The organism is Alishewanella agri BL06 (assembly GCF_000272005.1).
GTDB lineage: Bacteria > Pseudomonadota > Gammaproteobacteria > Enterobacterales > Alteromonadaceae > Alishewanella > Alishewanella agri.
In genome coordinates this window covers 83253-96509 of the sequence record NZ_AKKU01000025.1, presented here as the reverse complement: position 1 = coordinate 96509, position 13257 = coordinate 83253, and the positions used below count along the sequence as shown (strand labels likewise).

9 protein-coding genes are annotated in these 13257 nt (G+C 50.8%); 1 reads left to right on the top strand and 8 read right to left on the bottom strand.

The window, feature by feature from the left end:
* Positions 1–14 precede the first annotated feature (14 nt).
* Together AGRI_RS12755 and AGRI_RS12750 are read right to left on the bottom strand one after the other, a co-directional pair.
* Positions 15–2123, bottom strand: coding sequence for a putative bifunctional diguanylate cyclase/phosphodiesterase (locus AGRI_RS12755; RefSeq protein ID WP_008985318.1), 2109 nt, complete (start codon positions 2121–2123; stop codon positions 15–17).
* A 9-nt stretch (positions 2124–2132) separates the two neighbouring features.
* Complete coding sequence (locus AGRI_RS12750) at positions 2133–3716, bottom strand: methyl-accepting chemotaxis protein (RefSeq protein ID WP_008985317.1); 1584 nt, start codon at positions 3714–3716, stop codon at positions 2133–2135.
* Positions 3717–3942: 226 nt separating this feature from the next.
* Between AGRI_RS12750 and AGRI_RS12745 the strand changes: the two genes are divergently transcribed.
* On the top strand, positions 3943–5124 hold the full coding sequence (locus tag AGRI_RS12745; RefSeq protein WP_008985316.1) for a GGDEF domain-containing protein: 1182 nt from the start codon (positions 3943–3945) through the stop codon (positions 5122–5124).
* A gap of 46 nt (positions 5125–5170) precedes the next feature.
* On the opposite strand, the gene katG is transcribed toward AGRI_RS12745, so the two are convergent.
* From katG to AGRI_RS12715, 6 genes are all read right to left on the bottom strand, one after another.
* Positions 5171–7339: a catalase/peroxidase HPI gene (gene katG, locus AGRI_RS12740; RefSeq protein WP_420169881.1), complete on the bottom strand. Its 2169-nt coding sequence runs from the start codon at positions 7337–7339 to the stop codon at positions 5171–5173.
* A gap of 320 nt (positions 7340–7659) precedes the next feature.
* Positions 7660–8256, bottom strand: a complete 597-nt coding sequence (locus AGRI_RS12735; protein WP_008985314.1) for an outer membrane beta-barrel protein — start codon at positions 8254–8256, stop codon at positions 7660–7662.
* Positions 8257–8406: 150 nt separating this feature from the next.
* Entirely contained in the window at positions 8407–9729 is a 1323-nt protein-coding gene (locus AGRI_RS16225) for a PepSY-associated TM helix domain-containing protein (protein WP_008985313.1), read from the bottom strand.
* A 60-nt stretch (positions 9730–9789) separates the two neighbouring features.
* Positions 9790–11898, bottom strand: a complete 2109-nt coding sequence (locus AGRI_RS12725) for a TonB-dependent siderophore receptor (RefSeq protein WP_008985312.1) — start codon at positions 11896–11898, stop codon at positions 9790–9792.
* A 143-nt stretch (positions 11899–12041) separates the two neighbouring features.
* Positions 12042–12647 carry a hypothetical protein gene (locus AGRI_RS12720; protein ID WP_008985311.1) on the bottom strand — a complete coding sequence of 202 codons (606 nt, stop codon included), beginning with the start codon at positions 12645–12647 and terminating at the stop codon, positions 12042–12044.
* A gap of 61 nt (positions 12648–12708) precedes the next feature.
* Positions 12709–13245 (bottom strand): carboxymuconolactone decarboxylase family protein, encoded by a 537-nt coding sequence (locus tag AGRI_RS12715; RefSeq protein WP_008985310.1) that lies wholly within the window; start codon positions 13243–13245, stop codon positions 12709–12711.
* Positions 13246–13257 lie beyond the last annotated feature (12 nt).

The following is a 13257-nucleotide window of genomic DNA, read 5'->3' as shown; positions in this document are numbered from 1 at the left end:
CAACTTAAACCGGCTCAGTGTAACTGAGCCTGTTGTTGCATCGCGACGAAATCCTGCCCCGGCAACGGCCGGCTAAAATAGAAACCCTGATAATGATAACAGCCCAGTGCGGCTAACGCATCACGCTGCGCGGCGGTTTCTACGCCCTCAGCGATAACGCCCAGCCCCAGAGCCTCAGATAACGCTATCACAGTACTGGCAATGGCGGCATCGTTCGGGTCATTTAAAATATCATCAACAAAACTGCGGTCGATTTTCAGCTGCTCCAAGGGTAACCGCTTTAAATAACTTAGCGACGAATAGCCGGTGCCAAAGTCATCCAGCGCAAAGGCAACGCCATAGTTTTTCAGCAGATTCATCTTCGCCACCACTTCATCCACCCTTGATACCAGGATACTTTCGGTTAGCTCAAACTGCAGCCGGTTGCGGGCCACACCGTAGCGCTCTAATGTCTGAATCACCTGAGGTAAAAAGTTTTCCTGGTGAAATTGCCGCGCACTGATATTAACCGATAATTTAAGCTGCAAGGCCTGTTTGCTTTCAGTCCAGATCGCCAGCTGCCGGCATGCTTGTTCGATCACCCAGCTACCAATTTCAAAGATCAGCCCGCTCTCTTCGGCGATGGGAATAAATACCGCCGGACTGACCGTACCTAATTCCGGATGAAACCAGCGTAGCAGTACCTCGGCCCCTAATAATTTACCCTGACCATCATGCAACCCCTGAAAGTACAACTGTAATTGTTGCCGTTTGATCGCTTCGCGCAGCTCGCTTTCCAGCCGGGTGCGCTCAGAGGCTTTGACCTGCATCGCAACATCAAAGAACTTAATCATATTTTTGCCAGCAGCTTTCGCCTGATACATCGCTAAATCAGCCTGCTGCAATAATTCGTCTATCGAGTTGTTATCATCTGAAAACAGCGTAATGCCGATACTGGGGCTACTGACATAACTGAGCTGCTCCAACTTAAAAGGGGTATTCAGCGCCGTGCGCACTTTCTCGGCAACCAACTCGGCCTGCTGCAACGCGACCTGCCGCACCGGCGAGAGATTGTGTAGCAGAATAATAAACTCATCGCCGCCTAAACGCGCCACCAAATCATGCTGCCGTACGCTCTGCTGCAAACGGCTGGCGACCTGGCGTAACAACTGATCACCGGTGCCATGCCCCAGCGAATCGTTCAAGTGTTTAAAGTTATCCAAATCAATATATAACAAGGCCCCCAGCTCCTGGCCCGGCTGGCGTTGCTTCAGGGTTTCCGCCAGACGTTGCTTTAACAGGCGGCGGTTCGGCAGTTGGGTCAAAGGGTCATAAAACGCCAGTTTCTCGATCAGCACTTCAGCCCGTTTACGCTCTGACAGATCGCGTACCATGCCAATAAATTTATAGCTATCAACCCGCTGAATGCGGCTGATCCTCAGCTCCATATTGAACAAGCGCCCATCTTTACGCTGCCCTTTCGTCTCGCGACTTTGGCCAATAATCTTCGCCTCGCCGGTGCGTTGATAAGCATCGATATAATGATCATGAGCGCTACGATAAGGCTCTGGCATCAGCATGGAGACATTTTTGCCAATCACCTCCTGTGGCTGATAGCCAAAAATCCGTACCGCTGCATTATTAAAGGTTTCAATTAGTCCGGCTTCATTAATGGTAATGATGGCATCGATAATGTTATCGACAATTTCGCGGTGCTGACTGGCGTATTCAGCCAGTGCCAGCTCATTCTGGCGGATACTGCTAATATCGTTGATATAGCCATGCCAGAGGATCCCGCCCTCGGCATCGCGCCGTGGGGTAGCATTGCCTTCAAACCAGCGATAGTCGCCTGCCGGGTGCTGATAGCGGAACTGTAAACTCCAGGGGCTAAGGTACTGTGCCGAGTGCTGAATAGTCTCGCGCAGATCATCAACATCGTCCGGGTGCACCCGGGCCAGCGCAGCAGCACTATCTTGCCCGAGCTGTGGTAAGGCGATACCCAGCGCTTTACCGGCACTTTCCGACACCAGTTGCAGCTGAAAACTGCCCTCGGGTTTACGGTAGAGCTGAAAAAAGAACCCCGGCACATTTTCAGAGAACAAATTCAGTAACTGCTGTAGCTGTTGTTGCCCGGATACCAGCATGACGTCTCCTTATGCCTGGCTGCGCTGTTTGGCCCAAAATTGCCGGGTTAACGCATCAAAGCCCTGAGTCACACCATGCATCTCATCACTGGCTGACGCCGTATGCTCAGCATTGCTCAGGCTACGGCTCGCCAGATCGCGGATACTGGTGATATTTTGATTAATCATCTCGGCGACATAACTTTGCTGCTCTACCGCCGCAGCAATCTGCTGGTTTTGTGCTGTAATGCTGTGGATTGCCGCCAGAATTTGCTCCAGTTGCTGCGCGGTACTGGCACTGAGTTCAGCACAATGCTGAGCCCCTTGCTGACTTTGCGCCAGCGCGGCCACCGCATCGCCGGTGCTTTGCTGCAAACGGGCAATTTTTTGCTGAATATCGGTAGTGGCACTTTGCGTGCGGCTGGCTAATTGCCGCACCTCGTCAGCCACTACTGCAAAGCCGCGACCGGCATCACCGGCGCGGGCGGCTTCAATGGCCGCATTCAGCGCCAGCAGATTGGTCTGCTCGGCAATACTGCAAATCAGCTCCAGAATTTGATGAATATCCTGACTACTGTGCGCTACCGCCTGCAGCAGTTTTTGGCTTTGGCTAAGTTGCTGCTGTAAATTGGTCGCTGCAGTCTGGCTTTGCGTGGTAACGGTTTTACTGCTTTGTGCCTGACTCAGTGCATTATCTGCCGCATCAGAAGAGTGGCGGGCACTGCCAGCCACCTCCTGCACACTTACCGATAACTGATGGATCGCACTGGCCACCTGTTCGGTTTCAGCAAACTGGGCCTGAATTTCCTGTCGTGAGCCATTAACGGAATCCGTGAGTTGGCCAATACCCGCTGCCAGTGCCTTGGCGGAATCGGCGACCCGCCCGACCACGCCGGCGGTTTCGGCTTCCAGGCTGCGCAGCACTAATTGCAACTGGCCGATATCATCATTGCGCCCGGTATAGACATAACGCGCGACAGCATCATCAGTCAGGTTACGGCTTTGCTGGCATAATTGTTTAAAAGGCTGTAGCCATTGCCAGCACAACAGGGCCGACAAGCCTAAGCCCAGCAGTGGAAACAGGGTCGGTGCATAGCTAGCCGGATACCAAAAACCTAACAAGATCGCGGCCAATACCGGCACCACCAGCAACAACAGTAACTGTGTACCTAATGACAGCGCCGGTTTTAATTGTTTTAAACTGCGCCCATTATTCAACGCCTGATACACCTGCTCAGCACGCTGCACCTGCTCGGGTTTAGCTTTACGGCGTACCGACTGATACTCGGTAATCTGGCCGTCATGGCTTATCGGCGTAACATAGGCATCGACCCAATAGTGATCGCCATTTTTGCAACGGTTTTTCACCACTCCCATCCAAGGCTGGCCGCTTTTAATGCGCTGCCAGAACTGCCGGAATACCTCCGGCGGCATCGATGGATGCCGCACAATATGGTGGTTTTGCCCCAGTAGCTCGGCGCGCTCAAAGCCGCTGATCTCAACAAAAGCGGGATTTACGTATTTGATTTTACCCTGTAAATCGGTAGTCGACAGGATATTGGCATCGGCGGGTACGGGTTGCTCCCGGTTGGTTACGGGTAGATTCTGTTTCATGCGGCTCCCTGCTGGCGTTCTTATTATTGGCACATAACCACAAATTAAGTGTGGTTATATAATGTCCAGCGAACGCCGTCAATACCCATTTGGGTGAGGTAAGCCGCAAACGGTTTTTAATTCTATTAATAAACCAGAGTGTTAAGATATAACGGCTAAATTATGTTTCACCTTTCTTTGATCCAGATAAAGAAAAAGACTGTCCTGCGACAGCTAAGAGGTCATAGTGCCATTGATCATTTTATTGCCCGTACTGTTGTTACTGGTTGCCCAAGGTCTGACGCCGGAGCTGGCACTCTTTCAGTTACTCCCCTTTCCGCAAACCAGTTATCTGGCGCTGATCAGTGTCTTGTTACTGGCACTGTTATTACGCCAAACAGAGTGGCTTTACTGGCTTGGTATCCTGGCTACCCATTACTGGCTTGCCAGCTCAACCAACTTAACCGCGACGGAGTTTGCTAATAGTCTGCCGCTGCTTAGCGCCAGCCTGTTGCTACTACTGGCGTTAATACCTAAACCCTCACCTTTTAAACTCAACGGGCTGTTGCTTCTTATCAGCCCACCATTACTGCTGTTACTCAGTCAGCAGCTGCCATTGGCAACCTGGCTGGCCTCAGCGCAGTTACCTGCCATAGTATTTCAGCCCGTGTTGGCAGCAAGCCCGATTAATTGGTTGAGTGCCTGGTGGTTCAGTATTCTGGCTGGGATATGGCTTATTGCCATTAACTTAAAACCACCGAAGGCGGCCAATTGGGGGGAGTTTGGCCTGTTGCTGGCCCTGCTACTTAGCACGGTTATTCCGCCCGGTACTGCTGTCGCCAACTGGACGCTGGTTGCGGCCTGCCTGTCGGTGTTTTTGGCCTTAGCCTTCCAGATGTTACACCTGGCATATATCGATGAGCTGACACAATTGCCGCAGCGCCGCGCGCTGATGGCGCACCTGAACCGCTTAGGACGAAACAGCGCGATTTGTATGCTGGATGTCGACCATTTTAAGAAATTTAACGACACTTACGGCCATGACGTTGGCGATCAGGTATTAAAGTTACTGGGCTCTATTCTTAGCAAGGTCAAAGGATTAACGGCCTACCGCTATGGCGGTGAAGAATTTACGCTGGTATTTGGCCATAATAAAAAAGCGCTGCTGGAAGAAAAACTGGAAGAAGTACGGCTGGCAGTTGCCGAGTACCCGCTGGTGATCCGTAACGATAACCGACCCAAAGACAGCAGCAGCGGGAAAAAAGCCCGCGGCAGCAGCGGTGCAGAAAAAACCGTCAACGTTACCATCAGCCTGGGTTGCTGTGTTAAACAAAAAGGCGAAACGCCAATGCAGCTGTTAAAACGGGCAGACGAGGCCTTATATGCCGCCAAGAAGGCCGGCCGCAATACCTTTGTATTAAAGATTTAGCCTTAAAAAAAGCCCCGCTTGGCGGGGCTCGGTTATCAGCTTAAGTTTACTTCTTCAGATCAAAGCGATCTAAGGTCATCACCTTGTTCCAGGCGGCCACGAAGTCGCGGACAAACTTCTCTTTACCATCGTTCGCCGCATACACCTCGGCTACGGCACGCAGTTCAGCGTGTGAGCCAAACACCAGATCAACCGGCGTAGCCGTGTACTTACGTTCGCCACTCTTGCGGTCAAAACCGTCGTATAAGCCTTCCTGTTCAGCTTTCGCCCAGCGGGTAGACATATCCAGCAGGTTAACGAAGAAATCATTGCTCAGCTGGCCTGGCTTATCCGTGAACACACCGTGTTTGCTGCCGCCGCTGTTGACATCCAGCACCCGTAAACCACCCACCAGTACAGTCATTTCCGGTACCGTCAGTGTCAGCATATTCGCGCGGTCAACCAGTGCTTCAGCCGGTGAATACATGGCATCGCTGCTATAGTAGTTACGGAAACCATCTGCTTTTGGCTCCAGTACTGCAAAAGACTCAGCATCAGTTTGTGCCTGAGTTGCATCGGTACGACCCGGAGTGAACGGCACGGTAATGTTGAAGCCGGCGTCTTTCGCCGCTTTCTCAATCGCAGCAGCACCACCTAACACGATAACGTCAGCCAGGGAAACCTTCTTGCCACCGCGTAAGGTTTTGTTAAAGTCAGTTTGCACTTTTTCCAGCACCGCTAATACCTGTGCCAGCTCTTGTGGATCATTGGCGGCCCAGTCTTTTTGTGGCTCTAAACGTAAACGGGCACCGTTAGCACCGCCGCGCATATCGGTACCACGGAAGCTGGCCGCTGACGCCCAGGCGGTTTTAACCAGCTGTTGCACCGTTAAACCAGAAGACAGCAACTTGCCTTTTAAGGCGTTAATATCACGGCTTTCGATTAGCTTATAATCAACGGCGGGGATCGGGTCTTGCCAAATCAGCGCTTCTTTTGGCACTTCAGTCCCCAGATAACGGCTGATCGGCCCCATATCGCGGTGAGTTAGTTTAAACCAGGCTTTAGCGAAGGCCAGTTCGAACTGTTTAGGATCTTCTTTAAAGCGAAGCGAGATTTCGCGGTAAATCGGATCTTCTTTCAGAGCAATGTCAGTAGTAAACATAATGGGGGCACTGCGCTTGCCCGGAATATGTGCATCCGGAACCAGATTGGCAGCCTGACCATTAGCCGGGATCCACTGAATATGGCCGCCCGGACTCTTGGTTTGTACCCAGTCAAACGCAAACAGGTTATCCAGATACTGTGTAGTCCAGGCAGTTGGGTTAGCAGACCAGGCGCCCTCTAAGCCGCTGGTTACGGTATCTTCAGCATTGCCTTTGCCACACTTATTGGTCCAGCCCATGCCTTGTTCTTCCAGACCGGCAGCGGCCGGCTCTTTGCCGGTACAATCCTGCGGTTTATGCGCACCGTGTGCCTTACCAAAGGTGTGACCGCCGGCAATCAGGGCAACGGTCTCTTCATCAGTCATTGCCATCCGGCCAAAGGTATCACGAATTTCTTTCGCTGACGCCAGCGGATCCGGTACGCCATTCGGACCTTCCGGATTAACATAAATTAAGCCCATCTGGGTTGCACCCAGCGGTCTGGCTAATTCGCCTTTTTCGTTATAGCGTTTGTTGTCCAGCCACTCTTTCTCTGAACCCCAGTTTACAATTTCCGCTTCCCAATCGTCGGTACGGCCACCGGCAAAACCAAAGGTTTTAAAGCCCATAGATTCCAGCGCCACGTTACCGGTTAACACCATTAAGTCAGCCCAAGAAATCTTGCTACCGTATTTTTGCTTAATTGGCCACAGCAGGCGACGGGCTTTGTCGAGGTTGGCGTTATCCGGCCAGCTGTTTAACGGCTCGAAACGTTGCTGACCACCGTTGGCACCGCCACGACCGTCGAAAATCCGGTATACGCCAGCGCTATGCCACGCCATCCGGATCATAAAGGGACCGTAGTGACCCCAATCTGCCGGCCACCAATCCTGCGAAGTTTTTAGCAGAGTTTCAATATCTGCTTTAACTGCTGCCAGATCGAGAGTTTTAAACTGTTCGGCATAGTTATAGCCGGGGCCGTAAGGGTTATTCTCAATACTGTGTTGGCGCAGTGGGGCTAAGTTTAATTGCTCTGGCCACCAGAACTGGTTGTCAGTCATATTGCCTTTCGCCATGACAGCACCTGAACTCATTGCCAGGGTTACCGCGAGGGTGAGAGCCGATAAAATAGGACCTTTTTTACTTTGCATTTTTGTCTACCTCTGGATTACACAGCGCCAAAATCGACGCAAGTTAAACACCTGATAAGTATTAAAAACTGGTCAACACCCAGCCGGCAGCTTATGCCGGCGCCGCCTTGGGTCTCAGTGTGTAAAGCCTAGTTGAAGTAAAAAAAAGGACAAAATAATTAAAATTGATTGGTTTAATCTGAAAAAATGATTCAGTGCCGCAGATTAGACAAAACAGCCCCGCTTTTGCGGAGCGAGGCTGCTTAACAACAACATGTTAGAGCTTAGAACGCGTAATGCAATCCAACTTTGCCGCGGCGATTATCAGGATCGGCGTCAAAACCTATAACCAACTGAAAAGTCTGTGTAAAATGCAGGCGGCTATTGACACCAAATGCCGTAACACGGTCAAAGTCATTATTCTGGTGGTTCAGATATATCGACAACTCCACTCGCTCACTCAGCGCATGATTAAGCCCTGTTTTCGCCATCCAGCCTTCTGCTGTGATATCGTTGCGCACTCGCCAACCGGTTTCGATAGCCTGTTGTTCCAGGTATCCCAGTTCAACAAACAAATCTGTAGCGGCTCCTGTGGGTAACCGTAAACCCAAAATTAACTCGGTTTCCCGTAACTTAAGCTCATAATCATTAAGGTTATCCGCTAACCTGCTGTGCGCAGCAGCAACATAAAAATATTCACTGATTTGATAGCCGGCTTCATATGTCACACCAAAAGGCTCTAAGCTACCCTCTTTCGGCAACAAACGACTGTAACTTGCGCCGATATAATCATAGGTTAAGCTACCAGCTGCAACAGCCGGCACAGAAATCACACTACTGAGTAATAGATACGAAGCGATATTACGAACAAATTTTAACATTTCATTCCCTTGGTTAATCGAACTTTCTTTACAATATTAAAAAGACAAACAAACTTGCAAAGCGCAAACTGGAGCTGACGAGTCTACTCGGCTAGTCCCCAATAATCAAACGTGTTTACACAGTTCCAAACCCAATCTTGTAGATCTAAGCTAAAATGAACGTCTTTCATATCCTATTACACTGAAAAGCTTGAAGCACCAGTAGGCAATAATCGCGACCGTCAGAACAAGCCAAGCACCCAAAAATAGCGTTGTCGCCACGGGGAGTGCCGGCAGTTGCCCCGCCACCCCATAAGACAGGGCCGCCTGATAACCGGCCCAGATACTGGCCAGCAACATAAGTACAGTGCCTGCTACCGCCAAAATCAACGTACGTCGGTATGCCAGTGGTTGGCGTTTACTTTGCTGTCGTTTGACATACATATAGCTACCGGATAAGGCCATAAATGACAGGATCAGGCCAAATACAAACCAAATCAGCTTACTGGTTAAGCCAGCAAAATCGCCAAAATGTAAGGGATCGGCAGTATCTGACCACCGCCAGTACAACGAAAGATCACTGGCATTTTGGTTATGCACTACCTCACCAGTATAAGGGGCGAGATAAAGTTTATTGGCGCGGTCCCTAACCAACAAATGTCCGGCCTGACCATGTACCTGTAAATATCCGCTATCAAACCACAGCGACGTAATTTGCAGGTCAGGTCTTGCCTGTTGTGCGCGCGCGACCAGCTCCGTCAACGGCAGTGGCTCCGTAATTGCACCAGACAACGGCGGCAATGGCTGAACGGCATAACTACCCTGCCCCACTAAACTCACCTTACCGTCAATCGCATCCACCCGAAATGCCTCATACAAATACCAAACGCTGGTTAACGCAATCACCAAACTAAACCACAGGCTCCAGATCCCGGCCAGTTTGTGCAGGCTGGCGACATTGGCGCGCCGCTGCCGGCTCCAGTTCAGGGTAAAAAACTTTTGCCACCAGCAGCGATAGAGATATAAGGCTGAAATCACTGAAATTAACAATGGAATAGCCAGCAAAAATACCAGATATGACGCCAAAGTTCGATTGACGGCACCAAAGAGCACTCGGTGAAAATCCCGAAAAAAACGTTGTATATTCAGATAACTGCTATCGCCGGCGATCACACCGCTAACCGGATCGACATAAAGGTGCCGCCACTGACCAGCCTGAGTTTCGATCACAAGATCGTAGTTAAAACCCGGCGCCAGCGGAGCACTGGCAAAAGCTACCCGGTCCTGCGGCCGGGCCTCGCTCACTATTTGATAAGCCTCTGCCAGAGAAAGCTGGGGCGTCTGGCTGCTTGACGCCCGGATCGCGGGGTTGGTCAGCCAATCCAGTTCGTATGACAGGGTGGCAAAAGTACCGCTCCAGCAAATGACAAACAGCAACAGCCCTGTCCAGACACCGGTCAGGCTATGCCAGTTAAACCATTGTTTTGCTGTCATCGTTTTTATACCTCAGAGTGCTCCCCGCCTGTAACACAGTGCAGGCGGGTATGGCTGCAGCTAGAAGCGGTAGCTAAAGGTCAAACTGGCTGAGCGCGGATCGCCGGGGAAAATCCGGCCGAAGTTATAACCGCCGGTCCAGTGCACTTCATCCGTAATATTACGAACTTGCAGTGCGGCATCCCAGTCGGTCGCTTTGTAGTACAAGGCGGCACTAAACAAGCGGTATGACGGTAGCTCAAGGGCCTCCTCGAAAGTGCGACGCTCTCCCACGTAGGTAACACCGGCACCGGTCGACCAACGATCACTCAACTGATACTTAGCCCACAAGGTTGCACTGTGTTTTGGGGCCCCCTCTTTCGCCAGACCAACCAGGGCTGCGTTGGTATCTTCGGTAATTTTGGCGCGGTTAAAGGCATAGTTGGCGATCAGCTGCAGTTGCTCGCTAAGCTGACCATTTAGCTCCAACTCAAAACCGCGCGCCTGCTCTTCGCCACGCTGCCGGTATTTGTCAAAGCCGTCATTTGCGGCCTGCGTCGCTTCTTCATCGTATAAAATAATATTGGTTTTGGTGATTTCATACGCTGATAACGTTAACAGTAACTTGTCATCGAATTGCTTGGTTTTAAAACCAATTTCTTTTAACTCGCTGTCTTGCGGATCAAAAGGGCCACCACTTTGTGGGTTATTAGCGAATAAATCCTGTGGCTCAAAGCCGGTAACCCAGGTGGCATACAAACTGGATTGCGGCGACAGGCGATAAACCACCCCGACCCTTGGTAACAGCGCATTATCTTTGGCTCCAAAGCCATCAGTATCAATAATGTCGTAGTGCTCACTGCGTAAGCTCAGCAACAGCGACCAATCGCCCAGATCCATCTGATTTTGCAGGTAATACCCGGTACTCTTAAAGTCGCCGCCCCAGGGAGCATCAGCAGTAGCACTGTAGGTAGCAGGATCTCTAGGCCGATACTCTGGTTGCAGAATATCAAAGGTGCCAACATTATTTGCCCGCAGCTGCGCTGAATGATAAGAGCGGCCAACGTAATCTATACCAGCCACCAGGCTCTGGCTGATACCGCCAAGCTGAAACAAACCAGTGATGTAGCCAGAGAAATTATCGACTGTTGCCGACTCATCACGATCAACATACAGCAGATTAATAACAGAATCAGAACCGGTAACATAGTTGCGAATGCGGTGCTCAACCAACTTCTGGTCATAATCCTGATGCATGTAATTGAATACCGCTGTCCAACCATCGGTTAGCTTATGATCAATCGCCAGGCTGCTGGTTAACGACTCAGTATCCATTTTATCGCCGGGCTGGGTAACCGATACATTAATGGGCACTACTCCCAGTGCTGAAGCGTTACGCACATTAGGTTGGCCACGGTCAAGAATACCTTTGGTATCCGCGTAAACCAGTTCGAGGTTGATGGTGGTTTTATCGTTAGCTAACCAGGTAATGCTAGGCGAGGCCAATAAACTCTCATTAAAGATTTGCTCCCGGAATGAGTCAGAATTCTCGTACCCGAGATTAAACCGGTATAACAAGGAAGCACCCTGATTCGCCGGACCAGTGGTATCCAGCGCCACATAACGATCTTTGTAGCTACCGTAACGCGCACTGATTTCATTACGACGCTCAGCCAACGGCTTTTTTGTCACGATGTTTACCGTGCCGCCCGGGCTGGCATCCCCAAAGATAGCCGATGCCGGCCCTTTGATCACTTCTACCCGCTCAACATGCGAAATCACCGATTGCGACCAAAAGTCATTGTAGGTACGCATACCATTGACCCGACGGTCGTCTGAGTTACGAAAGCCACGGATCGTAATATCGTTATAGACTGAAAATTCGTTAACGCCGCTGATAAAAGGCGATATGTCGTTCAGGCGCATCATCGCCTGATCTTTAATCACCTCTTTGGTGACCGCGCTAATCGATTGTGGAATATCTAACACATCAGCTGCAATTTTGGTCGCAGAATAACTGTATTCCGAAAAGGTTTTACCGGTAAAACGGCCAATCACCTCTATGGTTTCAACATAATCCTTCGCTTTATCCGCTGACGGCTCCTGCTGCTCAGTTACGGTTTCTGCCGCAGCCAGCAGATTGCAGGATAATAAAGCCAGACTAATCGACGTTAACTTAAAGTATCGCACGGCACCCTCATAAAAAAGAAGGGCAATGCTAATGAGATCGATTCTCAATGTCAATTGCAAAATTGTTATTGTATAACACTATCCACCGAGCTTAATGATGACAACGGGTGACGTGATCGAGCGGTGCTATAAACTTAGGTACTTTAGGTACTGAGGATCTGAAAATCCCGCGCCCCCAACTCTTTGGCCAGCGCCCGAATTTCACTAGCCTGTTTTACCGGGGCATAAGCAAAGCAACTGACCTGTAATCCCGCTTCGGCGGCAGTATGGATAAACTGACACACTTCGGCAAAGCCGTATTGCTGTGGCTGTACCGCCTGCTGATAGGCCGGTGGATTCGCAGCCGGAAAATAGATTTCCAGCCGCTCGACTTCCAGCGCCACTAACTGCTGGCATAGCTGCTCTGCCTCTGCAGCCAGCACCAGGCCATAGGTCACCAGCGTAACCGGCACACCATGGCGCTGTGCTTTAAAAGCCGGTAATACTTGTGATAGCAGCTCCAGTGCCAACAAAGGATCGCCACTGCCGGCAAAAGCAATACCTTGCAGTTCAAACTCGGTTGACGCCTGCTGCTCATAGCCATCCTGATAAGCCTGCGCTATCGCTGCCAGCACGGCAGCGGCATCAGGCTCGGGATTGAGCGTCACCTCAAGCTCACCCTGCCCGGCTAACTGCAGTATAGACTGCGCCGCCGGCAAGGCAGTGCCACTTTGTAAAGTGAGGCGTTTGTCCTGTAAGTAACTTAACATGCGTCATTTTAACCTTAGATGAGATAGTCTTCAGTCTCAATGTTGTAACCTGCGTTGTCAATTACGCAAAAGCTTTAAAAGCTTCATCCAGCGGCGTTTGCGCCAGGTGATTGGTGTAATTACTCATCACCTTTTGTGCAATCATTTGCACAATTTCCAGCACCTGCCGCGGCTGATAGCCCGCGCTCAGGAACTGCGCCACATCCTGCTCGCTGACCTGACCGCGCTGTTGCACCATTAACTGCGTAAAGTGCTGCAAACTAGCCAGCGGCTCCGGTAACGGTTGCCGCTGCCGCAAAGCTTGGTCTATAGCGGGCTCTACCTTAAGCATGGCCGCAATAGCAGCGTGTGCCGGCACACAATAATGACAGCCATGTTCTAAGTTAATGGTTTGCCAAACCACGGTTTTTTCCGTGGCATTAAAGCTGTTCTCCATCACCAACTGATGCAACTGCTGGTAGCCGGCCAGTAAGCCAGGCGCAGCCGCCATAACGGCGAATAAGTTTGGTACCCGGCCCATCGTTTTGGCGGTAGCATCCAGTAAGGTCTGGCTTTGTGCCGGGGCGCTATCGCGGTCAAGTATTGGAAAGTGCTGCATGATATTTCTCCT